Origin of the sequence: Roseicyclus sediminis (genome assembly GCF_025515305.1) — a bacterium.
Taxonomy (GTDB): Bacteria; Pseudomonadota; Alphaproteobacteria; order Rhodobacterales; family Rhodobacteraceae; genus Roseibacterium; species Roseibacterium sediminis.
In genome coordinates, this window is sequence record NZ_JAOPHT010000020.1 from 17,844 (window position 1) to 40,741 (window position 22,898).

The 22,898-nt window shown below is 66.8% G+C and carries 21 protein-coding genes and 1 tRNA gene; 16 read left to right on the top strand and 6 right to left on the bottom strand.

Going from position 1 to position 22,898, the window contains the following annotated elements:
- Positions 1-312: 312 nt before the first annotated feature.
- The 8 genes from N8I71_RS18345 to N8I71_RS18380 all read left to right on the top strand — a co-directional run bounded on the left by N8I71_RS18345 (position 313) and on the right by N8I71_RS18380 (position 9,068).
- Complete coding sequence (locus tag N8I71_RS18345) at positions 313-1,221, top strand: LysR family transcriptional regulator (RefSeq protein WP_262879480.1); 909 nt, start codon at positions 313-315, stop codon at positions 1,219-1,221.
- A gap of 102 nt (positions 1,222-1,323) precedes the next feature.
- Positions 1,324-2,487 (top strand): ABC transporter substrate-binding protein, encoded by a 1,164-nt coding sequence (locus tag N8I71_RS18350; protein WP_262879481.1) that lies wholly within the window; start codon positions 1,324-1,326, stop codon positions 2,485-2,487.
- 58 nt (positions 2,488-2,545) lie between these two features.
- Positions 2,546-3,538: an ABC transporter ATP-binding protein gene (locus N8I71_RS18355; RefSeq protein WP_262879482.1), complete on the top strand. Its 993-nt coding sequence runs from the start codon at positions 2,546-2,548 to the stop codon at positions 3,536-3,538.
- Entirely contained in the window at positions 3,531-4,457 is a 927-nt protein-coding gene (locus N8I71_RS18360) for an ABC transporter permease (protein ID WP_262879483.1), read from the top strand. Before N8I71_RS18355 ends, N8I71_RS18360 begins: the two co-directional genes overlap by 8 nt.
- Entirely contained in the window at positions 4,447-5,253 is an 807-nt protein-coding gene (locus N8I71_RS18365; RefSeq protein WP_262879484.1) for an ABC transporter permease, read from the top strand. The genes N8I71_RS18360 and N8I71_RS18365 overlap by 11 nt, the downstream gene beginning before the upstream one ends.
- A gap of 93 nt (positions 5,254-5,346) precedes the next feature.
- Positions 5,347-6,771, top strand: coding sequence for a gamma-aminobutyraldehyde dehydrogenase (locus N8I71_RS18370; RefSeq protein ID WP_262879485.1), 1,425 nt, complete (start codon positions 5,347-5,349; stop codon positions 6,769-6,771).
- Positions 6,772-7,191: 420 nt separating this feature from the next.
- The gene (locus tag N8I71_RS18375) at positions 7,192-8,250 is read left to right on the top strand and encodes a flavin monoamine oxidase family protein (RefSeq protein WP_262879486.1); all 1,059 of its coding nucleotides are present in this window, start codon (positions 7,192-7,194) and stop codon (positions 8,248-8,250) included.
- A gap of 206 nt (positions 8,251-8,456) precedes the next feature.
- Positions 8,457-9,068 carry an HdeD family acid-resistance protein gene (locus N8I71_RS18380; RefSeq protein ID WP_262879487.1) on the top strand — a complete coding sequence of 204 codons (612 nt, stop codon included), beginning with the start codon at positions 8,457-8,459 and terminating at the stop codon, positions 9,066-9,068.
- Between the two features lie 304 nt (positions 9,069-9,372).
- On the opposite strand, the gene N8I71_RS18385 is transcribed toward N8I71_RS18380, so the two are convergent.
- From N8I71_RS18385 to N8I71_RS18395, 3 genes are read right to left on the bottom strand one after another with little or no spacing between them, the layout of a single operon-like run.
- On the bottom strand, positions 9,373-9,762 hold the full coding sequence (locus N8I71_RS18385) for a VOC family protein (protein ID WP_262879488.1): 390 nt from the start codon (positions 9,760-9,762) through the stop codon (positions 9,373-9,375).
- The gene (locus N8I71_RS18390; RefSeq protein ID WP_262879489.1) at positions 9,762-11,084 is read right to left on the bottom strand and encodes an NAD(P)H-dependent oxidoreductase; all 1,323 of its coding nucleotides are present in this window, start codon (positions 11,082-11,084) and stop codon (positions 9,762-9,764) included. Before N8I71_RS18390 ends, N8I71_RS18385 begins: the two co-directional genes overlap by 1 nt.
- A gap of 16 nt (positions 11,085-11,100) precedes the next feature.
- Positions 11,101-11,913, bottom strand: coding sequence for a class II aldolase/adducin family protein (locus tag N8I71_RS18395; protein WP_262879490.1), 813 nt, complete (start codon positions 11,911-11,913; stop codon positions 11,101-11,103).
- Positions 11,914-12,053: 140 nt separating this feature from the next.
- On the opposite strand from N8I71_RS18395, the gene N8I71_RS18400 reads away from it, so the two are divergent.
- The 7 genes from N8I71_RS18400 (at position 12,054) to N8I71_RS18430 (ending at position 20,046) form a co-directional block, all read left to right on the top strand.
- Positions 12,054-12,965, top strand: a complete 912-nt coding sequence (locus tag N8I71_RS18400; RefSeq protein ID WP_262879491.1) for a LysR family transcriptional regulator — start codon at positions 12,054-12,056, stop codon at positions 12,963-12,965.
- A gap of 65 nt (positions 12,966-13,030) precedes the next feature.
- Positions 13,031-13,732 (top strand): GntR family transcriptional regulator, encoded by a 702-nt coding sequence (locus N8I71_RS18405; RefSeq protein ID WP_262879492.1) that lies wholly within the window; start codon positions 13,031-13,033, stop codon positions 13,730-13,732.
- Positions 13,729-15,285, top strand: a complete 1,557-nt coding sequence (locus tag N8I71_RS18410) for a class I adenylate-forming enzyme family protein (protein ID WP_262879493.1) — start codon at positions 13,729-13,731, stop codon at positions 15,283-15,285. The genes N8I71_RS18405 and N8I71_RS18410 overlap by 4 nt, the downstream gene beginning before the upstream one ends.
- 33 nt (positions 15,286-15,318) lie before the next feature.
- A complete protein-coding gene (locus tag N8I71_RS18415; RefSeq protein ID WP_262879494.1) occupies positions 15,319-17,049 on the top strand; it encodes a thiamine pyrophosphate-binding protein in 1,731 nt (576 codons plus the stop codon).
- Entirely contained in the window at positions 17,049-17,795 is a 747-nt protein-coding gene (locus tag N8I71_RS18420; protein WP_262879521.1) for an SDR family NAD(P)-dependent oxidoreductase, read from the top strand. Before N8I71_RS18415 ends, N8I71_RS18420 begins: the two co-directional genes overlap by 1 nt.
- 8 nt (positions 17,796-17,803) lie before the next feature.
- A complete protein-coding gene (locus N8I71_RS18425; RefSeq protein WP_262879495.1) occupies positions 17,804-19,009 on the top strand; it encodes an acyl-CoA dehydrogenase family protein in 1,206 nt (401 codons plus the stop codon).
- Positions 19,006-20,046, top strand: coding sequence for a phosphotransferase family protein (locus N8I71_RS18430; RefSeq protein WP_262879496.1), 1,041 nt, complete (start codon positions 19,006-19,008; stop codon positions 20,044-20,046). Before N8I71_RS18425 ends, N8I71_RS18430 begins: the two co-directional genes overlap by 4 nt.
- Positions 20,047-20,652: 606 nt before the next feature.
- Here N8I71_RS18430 and N8I71_RS18435 read toward each other — a convergent pair.
- The 3 genes from N8I71_RS18435 to ychF all read right to left on the bottom strand — a co-directional run bounded on the left by N8I71_RS18435 (position 20,653) and on the right by ychF (position 22,365).
- Positions 20,653-20,742 (bottom strand) — tRNA-Ser (locus N8I71_RS18435).
- Between the two features lie 83 nt (positions 20,743-20,825).
- Complete coding sequence (locus N8I71_RS18440; RefSeq protein WP_262879497.1) at positions 20,826-21,188, bottom strand: hypothetical protein; 363 nt, start codon at positions 21,186-21,188, stop codon at positions 20,826-20,828.
- A gap of 79 nt (positions 21,189-21,267) precedes the next feature.
- Positions 21,268-22,365 carry a redox-regulated ATPase YchF gene (gene ychF, locus N8I71_RS18445; RefSeq protein WP_262879498.1) on the bottom strand — a complete coding sequence of 366 codons (1,098 nt, stop codon included), beginning with the start codon at positions 22,363-22,365 and terminating at the stop codon, positions 21,268-21,270.
- 104 nt (positions 22,366-22,469) lie between these two features.
- On the opposite strand from ychF, the gene N8I71_RS18450 reads away from it, so the two are divergent.
- Complete coding sequence (locus N8I71_RS18450; RefSeq protein ID WP_262879499.1) at positions 22,470-22,889, top strand: VOC family protein; 420 nt, start codon at positions 22,470-22,472, stop codon at positions 22,887-22,889.
- The last annotated feature ends 9 nt before the right edge of the window (positions 22,890-22,898 follow it).

Here is a 22,898-nt window from a genome sequence, read left to right on the forward strand (position 1 = left end):
CCTTCATCCGGTCGTCGACGCGATGCTGCATCCTGGATGAACAAAGGAGAGGTGGTCCGCCTCGCGCTGGCTGCCGTCGATCGCTGCGGTGGCGCTGAAGGTCTCCTGCCGCCGAGAACGGCCGTAGACATTGGCGCTGCCGACCGACGGGTATGCGGGCATTCCGGACATCAGGCTGCGAACTGGTGCTCCTTCGTGCCTCAACCGCAGCCTGCATCCGTTGTCCCGGCACGCTTCCGGCGATGACGTAGAACTGGAATTCCGACGGATCGCCGCCTAAGAGTCAGGGCGAAGTCGTCAAGGCGCCGTTCATTGTCGTTCACCCTCAAGCAGGTCCGCTATTTCGTCGGCGTCGCCGAGTTCGGCTCCGTCACGAGGGCTTCAAGGGAACTGGCCATCTCGCAAAGCGCCATCACCGAGGCGATCAAGGACCTCGAGCAGAGGCTCGGCGTGAAGCTCTTCGAGCGACGAAGCCGCGGCCTCGAGACCACCTACCAGGGCCACGTGTTCCTGCGTCACGCCAAGGCCATTCTCGCGGAGGTCTCCAACGCGGAGACGATTTTCGATTCAACGCCGTTGCCGAAGGGCGCGCGGCTGAATGTCGGCGTCACATCGCTCACCGCCGGCTACGTGCTGTCGGACATTCTCGCGCGGTTCCGCCGCGCCTGCCCCGGTGTCGAGGTGAACGCGGTCGAGGACACGGGCGAGTATCTGGAACACCTGATCGTGGGCGGGGAACTCGACGTTGCCGTGATGGTCGTGTCGAACCTCAGGAACCACGACGCGCTCCACAGCGAGATCCTCGCCGTCTCGCCGTTCCGCCTCTGGCTGCCGATCGGGCATCGGCTGAGCGAGGTGGAAAGCATTTCGCTGGAGGACCTGAGAGACGAGCCGCAGATCCTGCTCGACGTGGACGAGATGCAGGCCGAGACATTGCGCCTGACCTCCGCCTACCGGGCGAACCTCAAGATCGCCTTCCGCACCCGGTCGGTGGAGGCCGTGCGCTCGCTCGTGGCGTCGGGCGCGGGCGTGGCGCTCCTGCCGGACCTCGTCTATCGACCCTGGTCGCTTGAGGGCGACCGGATCGAAAGTCGCGACGTCTCGGGCAAGCTGCCGGTGGTCCAGGTCGGTTTCGTCTGGCGGCGCGGGGCGGGCATGACGGAGACGACGCGGGCCTTCCTGTCGGTCGCGCAGAGCTATCACAGTCCGCGACTGAGGTGATTTCGGTTTTACCGAAATCACGGTCCTGAAATTTGAATTTGTGGGAAGCGGCCCTCTGGCGAATGCTCGCAAGCAGGCGCTCAAGACCAACAGGGGGGTCCCATGAAGGACATTCTGAAATCTACGACGGCCTTTTGTGCGGCCGCAATCCTCGTCGCCCAGCCGCTCGCCGCGCAGATGACCGAGATCGGCGAACCGGAGGGCGAACTGCGCATCGTGGCCTGGCCGGGCTATATCGAGCGCGGCGAGACCATGGCCGAGTTCGACTGGGTCACCGGCTTCGAGGAGGCGACGGGCTGCATGGTGCGCGTGCAGACGGCGAACACCTCGGACGAGATGGTGGCGCTGATGAACGAGGGCGGCTTCGACCTCGTGACCGCCTCGGGCGACGCCTCGCTCCGCCTCGTGGCGGGGCAGCGGGTGCAGCCGATCAACACCGACCTGATCCCGAGCTGGGACACCGTGGACCCGCGGCTGCAGAACGCGCCGTGGTACGTGGTCGACGGCGTCCATTACGGCGTGCCCTACATGTGGGGTCCGAACGTGCTGATGTACAACACGGAGGTCTTCGGAGACTCGCCGCCAACCAGCTGGTCGGTCGTGTTCGAGGAACAGACCCTGCCCGACGGGCAGTCGAACGTCGGGCGCGTGCAGGCCTACGATGGGCCGATCCACGTCGCGGACGCCGCGATGTACCTGATGTATCACCAGCCCGAGCTCGGCATCACCTCGCCCTACGAGCTGAACGCCGACCAGTATGCCGCGGCGCTCGACCTCCTGCGGCAGCAGCGGCAGCTCGTCAGCCGCTACTGGCACGACGCCTTCATCCAGATCGACGACTTCAAGAACGAGGGCATGGCGGCCTCGGGCTCCTGGCCGTTCCAGGTCAACCTGCTCCAGGCCGACGGGACGCCCATCGCCAGCGTGATCCCGGAGGAAGGCGCGACCGGCTGGGCCGATACCACGATGATGCATGTGGACGCGCCAAACCCGAACTGCGCGTATCTCTGGATGGAGCACACGCTGAGCTCGAACCTGATGTCCGACCTCTCGGTCTGGTTCGGCGCGAACCCCGCGGTTCCGGCGGCCTGCACCGACGGGCGGGGCATGCAGACCGCCGAGGGCTGCACGGTGAACGGCATGGACGACTTCGAGCGTATCCGGTTCTGGACCACGCCGGTGACGAACTGCGAAAGCCAGAACGGCGAGTGCGTGCCCTACTACCGCTGGGTCTCGGACTACATCGGGGTAATTGGTGGACGGTAACCCCGTCCCCGCGAACGGCACCCGCCCCGCTCGGGCGGGTGCCGGCGAAAGGCGATCCATGGCACCGGCGATCAGTTTCGAGGGCGTGACCCGCCAGTTCGGCCAAGTGCGCGCCGTCGACGACCTGACCCTCGATATCGCCGAGGGCGAATTCTTCGCCATGCTGGGGCCGTCGGGCTCGGGCAAGACGACCTCGCTCCGTCTCGTCGCGGGGTTCGAGCGTCCGACCAAGGGGCATGTGCGCATCTTCGGGCAGGACGCGACCGCCACGCCGCCCTATCGCCGCCCGGTCAACACCGTGTTCCAGGATTACGCGCTGTTCCCGCACCTGAACGTGCGCGACAACGTCGCCTTCGGCCTGCGCGTGGCCGGCGTCCCGAAGCCCGCGCGCCACCGCGCCGCGGAAGCGGCGCTGGAGATGGTGAAGCTGCCGGGATACGCCGACCGCAAGCCATCCGAACTGTCGGGCGGGCAGCGGCAGCGCGTGGCGCTGGCGCGCGCACTGGTGAACCAGCCCAAGGTCCTGCTGCTGGACGAGCCGCTCGGCGCGCTCGACCTCAAGCTGCGGGAGCAGATGCAGGAGGAGTTGAAGACGCTTCAACGCAGCCTCGGCATCACCTTCGTCTTCGTGACCCACGACCAGGGCGAGGCCCTGTCGATGGCCGACCGCGTCGCAGTCTTCAACGAGGGGCGCATCCAGCAGGTCGGCACGCCGGTGGAGGTCTACGATCGTCCCGCCACCCCTTTCGTCGCCGACTTCGTCGGGTCCTCCAACGTCCTGCCCGCGGCACTGGTCGCCCGCCTGACCGGTCAACATCACCCCGCCTCGCTGCGGCCCGAGCGCATCCGCATCGGCGCCACCGGCCTGGCCGCCACGGTCGCCGGGGCGTCGTTCCTCGGCGCGGCCACGCGGCTCTTCGTGGAGGCGGACGGGGCACGGATGTCCGTCCTTCTGCCCAAGGGCGCCCATGTGCCCGACACCGGCGCGACGGTGCATCTGGACTGGGACGAAGGCGCGCTGCACATGATGACGGGGGTGCAGGATGGCTGAGGCAGCGATGGGGCCGGTCGCGCAGGTCTCCGACGCCCTTTGGCGGCGCCCGCGCGTTCTGTTGCTGCTCCTGCTACTTCCGCCGCTCCTTTGGCTCGGGATCGTCTATCTCGGCTCGCTTTTCGCGCTATTGGCGCAGAGCTTCTTCTCGATCGATGAGTTCTCGGGCCTCATCAATTACGAATTCACGCTCAGGACCTATGGCGAGCTGTTCCGCGCGGCGAACCTCGACATCATCCTGCGGACGCTGGCGATGGCGACCTCGGTCACCATCGCCGCCGCCATCGTCGCCTTCCCCATCGCCTACTACGCCGCCCGCTACGCGCGGGGCCGGTGGAAGGCGCTGTTCTACCTCGGGATCATGCTGCCCTTGTGGTCGAGCTACCTCGTCAAGGTCTATGCGTGGAAGCTGATCCTGGCGCGCGAGGGCATTCTCAACTGGCTGTTCGAGACGCTGCATCTGGACTGGCTGCTCGCGGCCTACCTGTCGATCCCGGTCCTTGGCGGGAACTCGCTCTCGGTCAGCTGGACGGGCACCTTCCTCGTCTTCCTCTATGTCTGGCTCCCGTTCATGATCCTGCCGATCCAGGCGGCGCTGGAGCGTATCCCGCCCTCGCTGCTGGAGGCCGCAGGCGACCTCGGGGCCGACCGGGGCCAGACGCTGCGCTACGTCATCCTCCCGCTCGCGCTTCCGGGGATCGTGGCGGGGTCGATCTTCACCTTCTCGCTCACGCTCGGCGACTACATCGTGCCCCAGATCATCGGCACCTCGGCGCGGATGATCGGGCAGGCCGTCTACCAGTTCCAGGGCACGGCGGGGAACATCCCGCTCGCCGCCGCCTTCGCCGTGGTGCCCATCGTCATCATGGGCATCTACCTGACCGTCGCGCGCCGCATGGGGGCCTTCAATGCGCTCTGACCGTGCCAGCCTCGGCCTGAAGATCGCGGCCGTCGCGGGGCTGTTGTTCCTGCACCTGCCGATCCTCCTGATCTTCGTCTACGCCTTCACGACCGAGGACACGAGCTACCAATGGCCGCCGCCGGGGCTGACGCTGCAATGGTTCGGCGTGACGTGGAACCGCCCCGACGTGTGGGAGGCGCTGTCGCTCTCGCTCCGCGTCGCGGCGATCTCGACGGCCATCGCGCTGGTGCTCGGCACGCTCTGCGCCGCCGCCGTCGCGCGGTCCCGTTTCTTCGGGCGCGAGACGATCTCGCTTCTGGTGATCCTGCCCATCGCGCTGCCCGGCGTCATCACGGGCATCTCGCTGCGCTCGGCCTTCAACCTCGCGGAGATCCCGTTCAGCTTCTGGACCATCGTGGCGGGCCACGCGACCTTCTGCGTGGTCGTCGTCTACAACAACGCCGTGGCCCGGTTCCGGCGCACGAGCGGCAGCCTGATCGAGGCGTCGATGGACCTTGGCGCCAACTACTTCCAGACATTCCGGCTGGTGATCCTGCCCAACATCGCCACGGCGCTGCTGGCGGGCGGAATGCTCGCCTTCGCGCTCAGCTTCGACGAGGTGATCGTGACGACCTTCACCTCCGGCCAGCAGCAGACGCTGCCGATCTGGATGCTCGAGGAACTGGTGCGCCCGCGCCAGCGGCCTGTGACGAACGTCGTCGCCATGGTCGTGGTTCTGGTGACCGCCGTGCCGATCCTCATCGCCTATTACCTGACCCGCGGCACGGACACGGTTGCGGGGCAAGGGAAATGACATGCGCGCAGGCCGCGAAGCGGTAGCGCAAGGGAAAGACATCATCCGCTCAAGCAGCGAAGCGGTAGCGCAAGGGAAGGAAGGGAGACCAGGATGGACACGCAAATGCTGATCGGCGCGAAGTTCGAGGCCGGAACCGAGACCGAGGAGAAGGTCCTGAACCCGCGCACCGGCGAGACGATCCTCGCGATGCCCGAAGCGAACCCCGACCAGATCGACCGCGCCGTGGCCGCCGCCCGCGCGGCCTTCCCCGCATGGTCGAAGACCACCCCCGCCGAGCGCAGCGCCAAGCTCCTCGCTATCGCGGATGCCATCGAGGCGAACCTCGAGACCCTCGCGGCGCTCGAGGCGCTGAACTGCGGCAAGCCCATCGAGGGCGTGAAGAACGACGAGATCCCCGCGGTGGCAGACTGCTTCCGCTTTTTCGCGGGCGCGGTGCGCAACATGCACGGACCTGTCGCGGGCAGCTACATGGCGGGCCACACCAGCATGATCCGGCGCGATCCCATCGGCGTCGTGGCTTCCATCGCGCCCTGGAACTACCCGATCATGATGATGGCCTGGAAACTCGCCCCCGCGCTCGCTGGCGGCAATACCGTCGTGATGAAGCCCTCCGAGCAGACCCCGCTGACGGCACTCGCCTTCGCACGCATCCTTTCGGCCATTCTTCCCGAGGGCGTCGTCAACGTGATCGTCGGGCAGGGCGGCTCGGTCGGCAACACGCTGATCAACCACCCGGGCGTCGACATGGTGTCGCTCACTGGCGACATCGCGACGGGCAAGAAGGTCCTCGTCGCCGCCTCCAAGACGGTGAAGCGCACGCATCTGGAGCTTGGCGGCAAGGCGCCGGTCCTCGTCTATGGTGACGCCGATCTCGAACGGGTCGTGGATGGGCTCAAGGCCTTCGGCTACTACAACGCGGGTCAGGATTGCACCGCCGCCTGCCGCGTCTACGCACATGCCTCGATCTACGACAATTTCGTTGCCGACCTGACCGCCGCGGCCGCGAGCATCGTCTACGACAACCCAGACGACAGCTTGAACGAGATCCCGCCCCTCATCTCGCCGCGCCAGCGCGACCGGGTGGCGAGTTTCGTGGCGCGCGCCGCCGAGCACAAGCACATCGAGATCACCACCGGCGGCTCGGTCGGCGACGGGACCGGCTTCTATTTCCGTCCCACCGTGGTGGCGGGCGCGCACCAGGCCGACGAGATCGTCCAGCGTGAGGTCTTCGGTCCCGTTGTGTCCGTCACCCGCTTCACCGACGACGACGACGTGGTCGGCTGGGCCAACGACAGCAACTATGGACTGGCAAGCTCCGTCTGGACCCGCGATGTCGGTCGCGCGATGGAGGTCTCGGCGGCCCTGCAGTATGGCTGCACCTGGGTGAACACGCATTTCATGCTGGTCAACGAGATGCCGCATGGCGGCCTGAAGCAGTCGGGCTACGGCAAGGACATGTCCATGTACGCGCTCGAAGACTACACGGCAGTTCGACACGTCATGATCGCGCATTAGGCCCCGCAACCGCTGCGGACTGCTTCGCGGGCTCGACGCACCTTCGCAACGCAGCGATCGGATGTGCCTGCGGCAACAAGGCGGCCGCAGGTTCCGTTCTCGACTTTCCGAAGCCGCCATGCGCGCCAAGACACCTGACCGACCAAGGGGCGGATCGTGGCGCCCTTGCTGAACGTCAGCTGCCACGGGGAGAAGCGATTGGCGCGAGCCTGTCGCGCGGGCGGGAACGCGGACCAAGCCCGATTTCGCGGCGATTGCACGACTGGCCGGCATTCGGCAGGCAACCCGGAACGACGGGGAACCAGCTTTAGGCTTTTGCGCCAGCGGGCTTCCACTCTTGCGCCAATTGTAGTGACCGTCTCAATGCTGCATTCGTGGCTGGATCGCTTTCGCCCTTGGTCTTGACCTGTGAGGTAAACGTTGGACGTCGTCGTCATCGGAGCAGGTTTGTCAGGCCTTACAACTGCAGCGCTTCTTCGAGAAGCGGGCGCCGATGTCCAATTGGTCGAAGCGGGCCCGCAGGTCGGAGGCCGCATTCGCGCTTTTCGCGGTCCGGGAAACACGAGCGTCCTTGGCGACTTGGGGCCAACTTGGGTCTGGCCGAAGTATCAACCGGTTGTAGCGAGATGGGTCGCGTCCCTTGGGCTGGAGACGTTCGAGCAGTTCAACGAAGGTGACGCGGTCATCCAGGGATACGCGCCGACGGCGCTTCGGCAGCCGCTACCCGGACAGGATGGCATGGTCCGGATCGTCGGCGGCCCATCTGCCATCGTTGACCGGCTTGCCGAACGAATTGATCCCGCGACCCTGCGCACGTCGACGCCTGTAACGGGCCTTTTTGAGGACGGGTCGCAGGGTGTCATTGTTCGGCTTGGCTCGGGCGAAGTCATCACTGCAAGGCGCGTGGTTCTCTCAATACCGCTGCGAGTTGCCGCGACGACTCTGCAGATGCCCTGGGCAACCCGCGAACTGGCGGATCTTTTGCGGCGTACTCCAACCTGGATGAGTACGCACGCCAAGGCCGTCGCTCTCTATGACCGACCCTTCTGGCGGCAGGCAGGCCTGTCGGGGCGGATTGCCAGCCGCGCGGGGCCGCTCCTTGAAGCGCATGACCATTCGGGCAAGGATGGTTTTCCCGCTGCAATCTTCGGGTTTGTCGGGTGGCCGCCAAATGTCCGGCAGAGGGAGCCAGACGGCCTGAAACGGGCCATTCTGGATCAGCTGTCCGAGTGTCTTGGGCCATCTGCCGCCAACCCGGACGACTTGATCGTGCAGGACTGGGCGACCAATCCACATATCGTCACTGACCTTGATATCTCGGAGCCCGCTGATCATCCCGGCATCGGTCCTGCCGTTCTCAGACAGCCTCACCTCGACGGTCGAATCCGGTTCGCGGTTTCCGAGGCATCAGAGGTGAGCCCCGGTCTTATCGAGGGCGCGCTGGCGGCCGGTGAGAGGGCTGCGAGAGAGCTCATCTGAATCGTGCGGGACATGCGATCCTGCTCCCCACGCGACACGTGACCAGATGTTCACACTCCAATCGGTGCACGCATGCGGGGAGAAAAAACCGCACTCAGGGCATCGCAACAGGCATAGGGGCTGGCTGGCCCACCGGCGCAAGCGGGGGAAAGATTGATGCTCCTGATTTGTCCAGCTAGTCTGCGGCGATCCCGAGGGGCCTGGCCATGGAAGATCCCGAAACCCCACATGTCGAAATTGTCGACGATGATCGCCTCGAAGTCCGCGAGGCAATCAGCGACAGGCTGGGCAAGCTTTGGTGGGCGTTCTTGCTCCGTGGGGTTCTAGCTGCCGCTTTGGGCATCGCAGCGCTGTTTTGGCCGACCGGAAGCATTGCGCTTTTGCTGCAGCTTGTGGGTATCCTTCTCATCCTTGATGGTGGCCTGACGCTGTTTGGGTTCGGCCGGCGCGGTCCTGCAGGTGGTCTCGGCATTGGTGCGATCGTAATCGGGCTGGTCTTGCTGATTTGGCCTGAAGGCACGGCGCGATTTGCCTTCTTCCTTCTCGGGGCCTTTGCCGTCGCGACCGGACTTGGGTCGCTTTCGACATGGCGGCGCATGCCGGAGTGGGACCCGGAGCGCGGGACCGCACGCAATGCGGGACTGGTGGCATTGCTCGTCGGCTTGATCCTGATCTTTTGGCCAGGCTCGGGGTTGGTCGCGCTCAGTTGGGCGATCGCATTTGTGGCGCTCGCAGCAGCTGCCGTCATGTTTTGGCTGGCCGCACGGTTCAGGACCGCGAACCAAACCCTCAAACCTCGCGTGATCAATCCGCGTTGATCGGAGGACGGGGCAGCCGGGCGCCGTCAGACCTGCAGCGGCCTTTTCGGTGCGCCACGTGCCCAGATGATGCAAAGCAATGCGCAAAAGGGCTCTTTGCCGGCGACCGCAGCGATCGCGCTCAACGTCCTCTGCTGCCGAAAGCGGCCGTAGGCACAAGGACTACCGACCGTCGGCTTGGCGGACTTTCCAGACCTTCGCGGCTTACCCGGTTTCTGCGGTGCCTGCAAAGGCACCCTCGAAGGGCGGCGGCAACGGATACCACGGCTCAGTGTGTTCGATAGAGGCAAGGGTTGCCGGTCGTTCAGCCTTGCTCCTGATAGGAAATGAACTCCAGAAGCGAGTTGTCTGGATCGCGGAAATAGACGCTTCGCCCGAGGCCTCGCGCCCCCGGTCGTTCGACCGGGCCGAGTTCCATCTCCACCCCGCAGCGGGCCAGATGCTCGATGGCGCCCTCGATCGGCCCGTGCCACTCGAAACAGAGGTCGCTTCCGCCGGGCATCACGGGCAGTCCCGCGCGCGGAAATCCGATCTGGTCCGGGCCGTGGGTGTTGAGTTGGACGTGGCCAAAGCGGAACACGTAGCCGATGCCGTAGGGAACGATCTCGGCCTCAAGGACGTCGCGGTAGAAGGCCATGGAGCGCTCCCAGTCGCCGACATGGATAACGCAGTGGTCGAAACTGATCCGGGCCATCAGCCGCCCTCCGTAGCCGGCGAGACGGCCGCGGCGATCATGTCCTCACGCAGGCGCACGGCCTGACGGCTCGCGTCGAGGTCCACGTCGTCCATCGACAGCGCCCGTCCCGCCGGCACCGAGCGGCGGAGCCGGACCCCGTGTGCCAGCCCGATCGGCAGGAGCCGCTCTCGCGCGCTGCGCGCGGCGGGGGCGAGACGACCGTAGACGGTGAAACCGCCTTCGCCGTCCAGCGTTTCGCCCGCGGCGAGGTCGCGCTTGGCCACGGCGGCCACGTCGCCGCACCAGCCCCGCGTCGTGCCGGTCGGCTCTCCGCGCAGGGCGGCGCTGAGGATCGAGATGGACAATTCCATGCCGATCATGTGGAACGGCTTGTACATGGCGGCGTACCGCCCGGTTTGGTCCGTCGGCAGGCCATATTGCCTGAAACAGGCGGCGGCATAGTCGTTCGGCGCTTTCAGGACCACATAGACGCCCCAGCGCAGGTCACGGAAGACGGGCCGCCCGTCCCGCTCGAGCGAGGAGACGACCTCGACCATGCCGTCGTGCTCGAGGCACCCGCCGATGTCGCGCGGTCGCAGCACATGGGCGAGATCGTCGACGCCGCAGGGCGGGAAGCCGAGCCCCTCGGACGGGACGTCGACGCCGCAGGCATTGGCGATCGCGGCCATCTCGAGCGCCGATTTCGTACCGTCCAGGAAGGAGTTGAACATTTGCGGGTTCATGCCCGCATCCGCGGCCTGCGCGGCGGTGAGCCCGTAGTGCTGCCAGACGTCGTCAGGTGTGACCTGGTGGTATTCCGGCAGATACTTTGTGCCCTTGCCCGCTGCCGCGACCGTGAAGCCTGCCGCGCGCGCCCAGTCCACCATCTCGGCCACGAGGGCGGGCTGGTCGCCATAGGCCATGGAGTAGACGACCCCCTGCGCGCGCGCCTTGGCCGCCAGCACGGGTCCGGCGAGGACATCGGCCTCGACATTGACCATGACGACGTGCAACCCCGCCTCGATCGCGGCGAGCGCGTGGGCGATGCCCGCCTCGGGATGGCCCGTCGCCTCCACCATGACCTCGATGCCCTCGCCAAGCGCGCCCGTCACGTCGTCGGTGAAGCGCGTCGAAGCGATCCGCGCCTCGTCCCAGCCGACCTCGCGGCAAGCGGCCCGCGCCTTGGCCGGATCGAGATCCGCGATCACGGCGACGTCTAGGCCCGCGATGGTCGGCACCTGCGACAGGAACATCGACCCGAACTTGCCGGCTCCGACCAGGGCGACGCGGACGGGGCGGCCCGCCTCCGCGCGCGCGGCTGCAAGCGTGGTGAGGTTCATGCTGTCACGCCCGCGCTCAGTCGAACATGTCGGGCTGGTCCTCGACAAGCTGGTTCCAGATCGTCTGGAAATGCAGCCAGCCGATATATTCGCTGCCCACGTGCTCGCGGCTGTAGCGCGCCCGCTCGGACGGAATGCGGATCGGCTCTACGCCGGAAGCTGCGATGGCAAGCTGCTGCTGGCAGCAGCGCTCGAGCGCAATGAACCAGAAAGCGGCGCTCTCGATGGAATGGCGCGACGCGGTCAGCAGGCCGTGGTTCTGGTGAAGCGCGGCCTTCACGCCCTTGAACGCCTTCGCCACGTCGCTGCCGGCGTGGTTCTCGACGGCCACGGCGCCGCCCTGCTCGCCGATCACCACATGATCCTCGAAGAAGGCGCAGGCGTCCTGCGTGATCGGGTCGATGGGGCGGCCCGTGGCGCACCATGCCGTGCCGTAGGTCGTGTGAGCGTGGCACATTGCGATGATGTCGGGATGCTCTTCGTGCACGTTGGCGTGCAGGATGAAGCCGGCGCGATTTACGGCGTGGCTGCCTTCGATCACCTTGCCGTCGTGATCGACGAGGATCAGGTTCGACATCTTCACCTTATCGAAGTGCACGCACATCGGGTTCGTCCAGTAGAGCTCGGGCCGCTCCGGGTCGCGCACCGTCAGGTGGCCGGCAAATCCGTAATCGAAACCCTGTTGCGCGAAAGCGCGGCAGGCGGCCACCAGGCGTTCCTTGCGATGGCGCCGCTCCTCCTCGACCGAGGCGAATTCGGGGATCTCCGGAAAGATCAGCTCTTCCTGCTCCGGCTGGTAGATCGAGACCCGGTTACCTAGATCGAGCATGGCGAGACCCTCCGCTTGCACCATTGCATCCGGGCGCGCCCTTCGCGGGCCGCCGTCACGATCACCTATCTTGAGAATTGGGCCTCAGCCGTGCAATGAAATGGATGTAATAACTGTTATCACGCAAGAAGGGGTGCGTGATGAAGGACGACCGTCTTCTGGAGATGCGCGTGTTCCGCGCCGTGGTCGAGAGCGGAGGGTTTTCCTCGGCCGCCAACATGCTGGGCGCGAGCCAGCCCTTCGTGAGCCAGACGATCCGCCGGCTTGAGGCGCGGCTGGGGGCGACACTCCTGCATCGCACCACGCGCGGGCAACGCCTGACCCCCGAGGGCGAGCGGTTCCTCTTCGCCGCGCGGACAGCCATACGCGCGATCGAGGAGGCGGAGGCGCTCTGGCAGCGGGAGGAGGCGCAGATCGAGGGGCAGCTTCGTGTCTCGGCGCCCATCGCCTTCGGTCTCGATCGGCTGTCTCCCCTCGTTCCCGACTTCCTGTCACGGCACCCGAACCTGTCGTTGGACCTGCGCCTGACGGATGACCACGAGAACCTGATCGCGGACGGCATCGACGTGGCGGTCCGCATGGGACGGCTGAGCGATTCGGGCCTGATACATCGGCGGCTCTGCCGCCTGCGCAGGATCGTGGTCACCGCTCCTGGCCTCGTCGAGCGTCACGGCATGCCCGAGACGCTCGAGGATCTCTCGCGCATGCCCTGTGTGGCTTGGGACAGCAGCCGCGAGCACCTGAACCGCTGGCGTTTCGAACGCGACGGCGCGCACGTGACCTTCCACGCCCGGAGTCGGTTCCGAAGCAACCAGGGCATGTCGCTCTTCGCGATGTGTCTCGCGGGCGTCGGGGTGATGCGCGTCGCCGAGCATCTCGCCCGGCCGGCGATCCACCAGGGGCGGCTGATCCAGCTTCTCGACCATCTCGCGCCGGCCGACGACACCGCGATCCATGCCGTATTCCTGCCCGAGCGCGACGTGGTTCCGCGCATCCGCACGCTTGTCGATTTCCTTGCCGCAGCCTTCCAAGCGCCGGATTGGGAAGACTGAAAGTGGTGCTTGATCTTTTTAGACGTAAGACATATTGAATTCTGAATTCAGAACTCGGAATGCAGATGAAGCCGCTCAAGTCCAACCCCAACCTCGCAGATCAGGTCTACGATGCCCTCGTCGACGAGATCTGCGGCGGCATGCTGCCTGCCGGCGCCCATCTCGTGCAAGAGCAGCTCGCTGAGCGCCTCGGTGTCTCGCGGCAGCCGGTGCAGCAGGCCATGGCGCGGCTCAAGGCGGACGGCATCGTGGAAGAGATCGGGCGCCGTGGCCTATGGGTCGCACCGCTCGACCCGGATCTCATGCGCCATCACTACGACATCCGCGCGGTGCTCGACGGGCTGGCGGCGCGTCTTGCGGCGGAACGAGTGCGTGCAGGCGCCGGAGGCACATTCCGGAGGCGCGCCGACGACATCCTTGCTGCCGGCACCCAAGCCGTCCAGACCGGCGACACCGCCGGGCAGGTGCGGCAGGACCGTGCACTTCATGCGCTCGTCTACGAGACATCGGGCAACCCGCTCTTGGCGCGGACGGCCGAACCGCATTGGCGGTTCCTGCAACGCGCGATGGGCGAGGTGCTTCGCCGGGCGACGCTGCCGAAGGAAATCTGGCGTCAGCACGCCGAGATCGCGGAAGCCATCGCGGCGGGAGAACCTGACCGCGCGGAGCGTCTCATGACCGAACACGACCTCGCCGCGGCGCGCACGCTCCAGGCGGCGCTCGCAGCCAGCATGGACGCGGATGCGCGCAAGGGAGCCTCGGCATGACGAAGATGCTGACCGTTGGGGAAATGCTGGGTGCGCAGGCCCGCCTCCAGCCTGATCGGATCGGGGCTCGCGACCTCGAGCGGGCGCTGACCTTCCGGGAGTGGAATGCGCGCGCCTGCCGCCTCGCGAATGCGCTGCTCGGGCTCGGCCTCACGAAGGGTGACCGAGTCGCCGTCTTCGCCTACAACCGCTTGGAGTGGGCGGAGATCTACGCCGCCGTCGCCAAGTCCGGTTTGATCGCCGTTCCGGTCAACTTCCGCCTGACAGCGCCCGAAGCCCGGTTCATCTGTGCCGATAGCGGCGTGCGCGCGGTAATCGCGGAGGCCGCGCTCGCGCCGCTCGCCGACGCCTTCCGCGACGACCTCGGGATCGGCGACGAGCGTCACATCCTGATCGGCGGGGACGCGGCGCCCGGCTGGCGGAGCTACGAGGACCTGATCGCCTCTGGCGCGGGGGGCGAGCCCGACGTCCACGTGACGCCCGACGATCCGTGGTGCCTGATGTACACTTCAGGCACCACGGGCAACCCCAAGGGCGCGATCCGGTCGCACCGGGGCATGGGGATGCTCGCGCTCATGACCGAGGTGGAGCTGGCGCTGAAGCGGCGGGACAATGCGCTCCTTGTCATGCCGATGTGCCACGCGAACTCGCTCAACTTCTTCACCTCCTTCCTCGGCATCGGGGCCTGCGTCACGATCTTCTCGCGGCCGAGCTTCGACGCCGCGCTCTGCCTGCGAACGATCGGCGAGATGGGGATCACCTTCACCTCGCTCGTTCCCACGCATTACATGATGCTCCTTGATGTGCCCGAGACCGAGCGTGCGGGCGATTTCGGGTCGGTCGAGAAGCTTATGGTCTCGTCCGCGCCCGCGAGAGTGGAGACGAAGCGCGCCATCATGGAGATGTTCCCGAACTCCGGCCTCTACGAGCTCTATGGTTCGACCGAAGCGGGATGGGTGACGTTCCTTCATCCCGACGAGCAGTTCGACCACCTCGGCACCGTCGGCCGCGAGGTCGTGGGCTCCGCCCCGATCCGACTTCTCGACGACGAGGGGCGCGAGGTGCCGGACGGGCAGCCGGGGGAACTCTACTCCTGCGGACCCTACGCCTTCGACGGCTACTGGAACCTTCCCGAGAAAACGGCGGAAGCCTTCCGCGGCCCCTACCTCTCCGTCGGGGACATGGCCATCCGGGACGAGCACGGATTCATCCGGCTGATCGACCGCAAGAAGAACATGATCATCTCAGGCGGAGAGAACGTCTATCCCACCGAGGTGGAGGCCGTCCTCGCCCAGCATCCCGACATTAAGGACGTGGCCGTTGTTGGCTGCCCGGACGAGAAATGGGGCGAGCGCGTCGCCGCCGCCGTCGTGCTCCGCAAAGGCGCAGAGGTCTCAGCCGATGATCTCATTGCTTGGTCGAAGGACCGTCTCGCCGGCTACAAGCGTCCGCGCGAAATCCTGTTCCTTGGCCCCGACGAGATGCCGCGCAACGCGACGGGCAAAATCCTTCACCGCGTCCTCAGGGACATGATGGCCGCGCACGTCGCCTGACGCCTGCGCCGAAGCACGAAAAGGAGACGGCGCATGATCGACCGGCAGGACCTCAACAGCGACCCCGAAAGTGTCGCCGCCTGGATCGCGACGCTGCTCGAAGCGCGCGGCGTCGGGCGCGTCTTCGGGCTTCAGGGCGGTCACATCCAACCCATCTGGGATCACCTCGCCCGGCGCGGCATCGCGATCGTGGATGTGCGTGATGAAGGCGCTGCTGTTCACATGGCGCACGCCCATGCGGAACTGACGGGCGAACTCGGCGTCGCGATGGCCACCGCCGGACCCGGCGTCACGAATTGCGTGACCGGCATCGCGAACGCCTCGCTCGCGCGGGTGCCGGTGCTTCTGATCGGCGGTTGCACCTCGCGGCCGCAGGCGAACATGGGTCCACTCCAGGACATCCCGCATGTCGACATCATGCGGCCCGTCACGCGCTACAGCCGCACGGCGCGCGTGGCCGAGCAGGTCATTCGCGAGCTCGACGAGGCCATCGCGCGCGCCACGGGCGACATGGGCGAGCCCGGCCCCGCGTACATCGAGGTGCCTACCGACGTCCTGCGTTCGCGCGTCGGTCCGTCGCTGATCCCCGAGGACTGGATCGCGCCCAAACCCGCCCGCCGCATGGCGCCCGACCCCGAGGACATCGCCGCCGCAGCATCAGCGATCCGGGCGGCGAAGCGCCCGCTCGTCGTCAGCGGACGCGGCGCCCGAGGCGCCGGACGCTCTGTCGCGGCGTTTCTCGACGCGGTGGACGCGCTTTATCTCGATACGCAGGAGAGCCGAGGGCTCGTGCCAGCCGACCACCCCGCGGTCGTCGGAGCCGTGCGTGCGGCGGCCATGGCGCAGGCCGATCTCGTCGTGACGCTGGGGCGAAAGCTCGACTACCAGCTCGGCTTCGGCTCCCCGGCGGTCTTTCCCCAAGCGCGGTTCCTGCGCATCTCGGACACGACGGGCGAGCTGATCGATAACCGGCGCGGCGCCGAAATCATGGCGCCCGTTGGCGCCACGCTCGATGCTCTCACGGAGGCGCTCGGCAACGACGCCGGCGCGCGGGACATGGACTGGGTCTCGGGGCTGCGGGACAAGCATCACGCGCGCATCGCGAAGGGCGCGGATACGCCGGCGCCGAAGACTGGCGGTGATGGTAAGATCCACCCGCTCGCGATCTTCGAGGCACTTCGTGAGGTGGCCGATCCCGACCACATCGGCATCGCGGACGGCGGCGACCTCCTGAGTTTCGCGCGGATCGGCCTGGCCTCGACGACTTACATGGACGCGGGCGCCTTCGGCTGCCTCGGCGTGGGCGTGCCCTTCGCGGTGGCGGCTGCGCTCGCCTTTCCGCAGCGGCAAGTGATTTCGGTCAACGGGGACGGTGCCTACGGAATCAACGCGATGGAGATCGACACGGCCGTGCGGCACGGGGCGAAGGCGGTCTTCATCGTGTCGAACAATGCCGCGTGGAACATCGAGCGCTACGATCAGGAGGTGAACTACGGCGGCCGCGTGGTCGGCACGATGCTTCGTCATTCCGACTATGCCGGCATGGCACGAGCGCTCGGGGCCAATGGCGAGCGGGTGGAGGACCCGGCCGATCTGGCCGCCGCCATCCGGCGCGGGCTAGAGAACGCGCCCGCCGTGATCGACGTCGTGACCTCGCAGGACGCCGTGTCGTCGGACGCGCAGAAGGGCCTCGGCTTCGTGCCCGACTACCAGCCACTGACCGCTTGGGACGACGCGGAGCGCAAGCGGCGCGAGACGGCGTGATGCGGATCGCGCTGGAAGGCAAGCGCGCCCTCGTCACTGGCGCGTCGGGCGGCCTCGGCCTCCACTTCGCGCAGGTTCTGGCGGAGGCCGGGGCGGAGGTCACGCTCGCCGCGCGCCGGGCCGATATGGTGGAGGCAGAGGCAGAGGGACTGCGCCGGGCCGGGAATTTGGCCGACGCGAGCGCGCTCGACGTCACCTCCGGGGAAAGCATCGCCGACTTCTTCGCGCGCCGCCCGGCCTTCGACATCCTTGTGAACAACGCGGGCATCTCAGGCGAGGGCGCCGCGCTGGACATGGAGACCGACGCCTTCCGCGGTGTCGTCGACACGAACCTCACCGGCGTCTTCGCGGTGGCGCAGGCGGCCGGGCGCGGGATGCGCAAGGCGGGCGGCGGGAGCATCGTGAACATCGCCTCGATCCTCGGGCTGCGCGTCGCTGGCCATGTCGCAGCTTACGCGGCTTCGAAGGCGGCGGTCGTGCAGCTGACCAAGGCGCTTGCGCTCGAATGGGCGCGCCATGGCATCCGGGTCAACGCGCTTTGCCCAGGCTACATCGAGACGCCAATCAACGAAGCCTTCTTTGCAACGGAGGCCGGTAAGGCGCTGGTCCGGCGCATCCCGCAGCGGCGGCTCGGGCGTCTCGCGGACCTCGACGGACCGCTCCTGCTGCTCGCATCGGATCATTCCGCCTACATGACCGGCGCGGTCGTCGCGGTCGACGGCGGGCACCTCGTTTCAGGATTGTGAGACAGACCATGGATTTCTCCATCTCTCCCGAACTCGCCGATCTACGCGACCGGATCGAGGCTTTCGTCGCGGCGGATATCCTGCCCCTCGAGGCGGACCACGCGAACTGGGACGCGCATGACAACATCGCCGAAGCGCCGCTCGCCGCCCTCCGCGCGAAGGCACGCGCCGAGGGGCTCTGGTGCCCGCAGCTCTCGCCCGCGAACGGCGGGCTCGGCCTCGGCAAGATGGGCATGGCCGTCACATACGAGGCGATGAACCGCTCGATCTTCGGGCCGGTCGTCTTCAACGCTGCCGCCCCCGACGACGGCAACATGATGGTGCTCGAGGCGCTCGGCACCGAGGCGCAGAAGGCGCGCTGGCTCGCCCCAATCGCCGCGGGCGAGGTGCGCTCTGCCTTCGCCATGACCGAGCCGCACCCGGGCGGCGGCTCCGACCCCGGCATGATGCGCACGACGGCGACGCGCGAGGGCGACGACTACGTCATCCGCGGCCACAAGTGGTTCATCACCGGCGCAGGCGAGGCGGCGCATTTCATCCTCGTCGCCCGTACCTCCGACGATCCGCGGCGGGGCCTGACCGCCTTTCTCCACCACCGCGACGATCCGGGCTGGCGGATTGTGCGGCGCATCGGGATCATGGGCCCGGAGGAACATGGCGGGCATTGCGAGATCGTCTACGAGGGCCTGCGCATCCCGGCGGAAAACGTGCTGCTGGAGGAGGGGCGCGGCCTCAAGGTCACGCAGACGCGGCTCGGGCCCGCACGGCTGACGCATTGCATGCGCTGGCTGGGGCTTGCGAAGCGCTGCATGGAGATCGCGCGGGACTACGCGGAGCGTCGTGAGGGGTTCGGCATCCGCCTCGCCAACCGGGAGAGCGTGCAGGTGATGCTGGGCGATCTCGCCATGCAGATCGAGGTGGGCCGCCTCCTCGTGATGAAGGCTGCGTGGGAAATCGATCGTGGTGGCTTCGCGCAGAAGGAGGTGTCGATGGCCAAGATCCATGTGGCGAACCTCCTTCACAAGGCGGCGGACACGGCGGTCCAGATAAACGGCGCGCGCGGCTACTCGACGGACACGGTGCTGGAGTGGATTTACCGCTACGCCCGCCAGGCGCGGCTGGTGGACGGGGCGGACGAGGTCCACAAGATGATCCTGAACCGCCATCTCTCCGAGCAGGGTGCGGAATTCTACCGCTGGGCGACCGCACCATGACAGCGCAGGTGGAGGGACGCCTCGACTTCGACGCGGACGCGCTCGGGACGTTCCTCCGCGCCCGTCTCGGGCCCGACGGGGGGCGCTACGCGCTGACCCGGATCGGCGGCGGGCAGTCGAACCCGACCTACTTCCTAGACTGGGGCGACCGCCGGCTGGTCCTGCGAAAGCAGCCCTCAGGCGAGATCCTGCGCGGCGCCCACGCGGTCGACCGGGAGTACCGTGTGATGGTGGCCCTGCATCCGACAGGTGTTCCGGTGCCCCGCCCGGTTCTCTTCCACGACGACCCGGACATCCTCGGCACTCCCTTCTACCTGATGGAACGAGTCGAGGGCCGCATATTCAACGACACCGCGCTCGCCGACCTGCCGCTCGCGGAGCGGCGGGGGATCTGGATGGCGGTCGCCGACACGCTCGCCTCCCTCCACCGCATCCGGCCCGACGCGGTAGGCCTCGGCGATTACGGCAGGCCAGGCAGCTACTTCGAGCGGCAGATCGCCCGATGGGACAGGCAGTACCGCGCTTCGCCCTCGGGGCCGGTGCCGGAGATCGAGGCGCTGCACGCCTGGCTCGTCGCGCAGATGCCGGAGGACGACGGGCTCGTGGCGCTCTGCCATGGGGACTTCCGGCTGGGGAACGTGATGTTCCACCCGACCGAGCCGCGCGTCGTCGCCATACTGGACTGGGAGCTTTCGACCCTGGGCCATCCGCTCGCAGATCTCGGCTTCTGCGTGATGCCGTGGCATACCGCGCCCGACGAATATGGCGGCCTCCTCGGGCACGACCTCGGCGCGGCGGGGCTGCCGACGAAAGCGGAGGTCGTCGCGCGCTACCGGGCGGGCGTACCCTTTGACGCGACGCTCCGGCCTTTCCACGAGGCCTTCGCGCTCTACCGCTTCGCCGTCATCTTCGTCGGCATCTCGGACAGAGCACGCGCGGGAACGGCGAGCGATCCCGACGCCGCGTCTCTCGCGCCCCTTGCCAGGCGGTTTGCGATCCGCGCCATGGAATTGACAGAACGCGCGGCGCATTTCTGAAGTTCGAAATCAAAGGCTCTTGAAGTCGCTACACGACGTCGAGCATCCGTCGCCTGTTCACCGATCAAAGATCTGCCGTGGGCCGTTCTTGACGATAGGAGCCTGGCTGCGCGCGCGAAATCGGCTTTGCACGCGGCGCCCGCTTCGGGCTCGAGGCGGTCATGTGACTCGAATGCTCAGATGTCTGCTTCCTGGCGCTTCGCCGTCCATGGGGCGGCGGGCTTTGAGGGTCTGACGGCGGCACGTTCTTCACGGACACGACGCATCATGTCATGAAGTAACATTTTCATACCTGGGGCGCCCCGCCGTGTCGAAGCAACATCAAGATCAGCCCAACAACGACGAGCGGTGCAAATGCCCTGTTGTCCGGGGTTGGCAAGTCTGTCGGGTTCACGGTGCGCACGGCGGTTACGCCGCTGGGCCGACCCATCCGCAGTGGAAGCATGGCAGCAGGACAAACGAGGTTGCGCAGGCGCGGGCCCTGAAGCGGCTGATCGAGAATTTGTTTCCTGGTGACAGAACGGCCCCTCAAGGACAATTTTTTGAGGGTTCTTTGATTGGTGGGTATCGAAAAATTCAAAAATATCAAATTAAGGCAATATTAGATGGCGGAGACGAAGGGATTCGAACCCTCGAGACGGTTTCCCGCCTACTCCCTTAGCAGGGGAGCGCCTTCGACCACTCGGCCACGTCTCCGCCGACCCGTCTAGCGACCAGCCCGCGAAGGGGCAAGGGGGGAATGGCGCTATGGGTTGGGGGAAAACCGAGGTTTGGGCTCGTCAGTCCGGGGCTTCGCCGAACCCGCCATCGGCGAGGATCACCTGCGCGGCCCAGTCGGTGATGCGCGGCACGTCGCCCGGCCCACGCACCACCGCGAACTCGGGACCGCCGTTGATCGCGATCAGCGTTTCGATCACGCCGGCGAAGGCATTGGCGGTGGCCGTCCCCCATCGACCGTCGAGAGGCCCGTCATAGCGCCCGATCTCGCGAAGCACGATCTGCGCCTGAACTAGCCGGGCCGGACCATAGAGCGCGTAATAGTCCTCGATCTGTTCGAGAGAGGAGGTCACCGCCCAGTTGTCCTGTGCCGGTGAAGGAGTGGCGAGCATCGCGCCCGTCAGCGCGGCGGCCAGGATACGCATGTGATCTCTCCTCCTCATCGAAGACGCGAGTTCAGCAGGCGCCGTCGCGGCCGGTCTAGCCCGATCGGACGGTCCCGCCTTACGCGTTGAACAGGAAGTGCAGGACGTCGCCGTCCTTCACCTCGTAGCCTTTCCCCTCGACCCGCATCTTGCCCGCATCCTTCGCCCCCTGCTCGCCGCCGAGGGTCACGAAATCGTCGTAGGCGATGGTCTCGGCCCGGATGAAGCCGCGCTCGAAATCGCCGTGGATGACGCCCGCGGCCTGCGGCGCGAGCGTGCCCTTGCGGATCGTCCAGGCGCGCGCCTCCTTGGGGCCGACGGTGAAGTAGGTTTCCAGCCGCAACAGCTCGTAGCCCGCGCGGATCAGGCGATCGAGGCCCGCCTCCTCCAGCCCCAGCTCGGACAGGAACATCCCGGCCTCCTCGGGGTCGAGCTGCGCGATCTCCTCCTCGATCTTTGCGGAGATGACCACGTGCGCGGCGCCCTGCGCCTCCGCCATACGGGCCACCTTCTCGCTCAGCGCGTTGCCTGTCGCGGCCTCGTCCTCGGCCACGTTGCAGACGTACAGGACGGGTTTCGACGTCAGAAGCTGGAGCATCTTCCAGGCCTTGGCGTCCTCGGCGTCGATCTCGGCGAGACGCGCGGGCTTGCCGTCCTCCAGAAGCGCCTTGGCGACCTGCATCAGGCGCTCCTGCTGCACTGCCTCCTTGTCACCGCCACGGACCTTGCGGACGATGTTCTGGAGCCGCTTCTCGATCGACTCCAGATCGGCCAGCATCAGTTCGGTCTCGATGGTCTCGGCATCTGCCAGCGGGTCGACGCGTCCCTCCACATGGGTCACGTCGCCATCCTCGAAGCAGCGCAGCACATGGGCGATGGCGTCGGTTTCGCGAATATTGGCCAGGAACTGGTTGCCGAGGCCCTCGCCCTGCGACGCGCCCTTCACGAGGCCCGCGATGTCCACGAAGGTCATCCGCGCGGGGATGATCTGCTTGGACTTCGCGATGGCGGCGAGCTTGTCCAGCCGCGCATCGGGAACCGCGACCTCGCCCACGTTGGGCTCGATGGTGCAGAAGGGGAAATTCGCCGCCTGCGCCGCCGCCGTGCGAGTCAGCGCATTGAAGAGCGTCGACTTGCCCACATTCGGAAGCCCGACGATGCCGACCTTGAAGCCCATGGTGATACCCCTTGCAGAAATCCGCCGCCTTCTACGGCGGGCGGACGCGCGGGGCAACTGCAACCGTGCTAGCATGGCACATCGAAACAGGGAGGACAGACGCGATGCACGCCACCCCTTACGTCTTTTTCGACGGGACCTGCGCCGAGGCGATGGCGTTCTACGCCGAGACGTTGAAGGCCGATCCACCGATCATCATGCGGATGGCCGACATGCCGCCCGAGGACCAGGCGAACATGGAAGGACTGTCAGCGGACGCGGTGATGAACGCGATGCTCAAGAAGGGCGACTTCGAGCTGATGGCCTCCGACGGCGCGCCCTGGGAGAGCGTGGGCATGGCGGGTTGCTCGATCCACCTCGCGCTCGACAGCGTGGCCGAGGCCCATCGCGTCTTCGAGGCCTTCGCAGAGGGCGGAGAGGTCAGGATGCCGATGGGCGCGACCTTCTGGACGCCCGCCTTCGGCACGGTGACCGACCGGTTCGGGATACGCTGGATGGTCTCGGTCGAGGACGGGGTTGCCTGACGCGGCGGA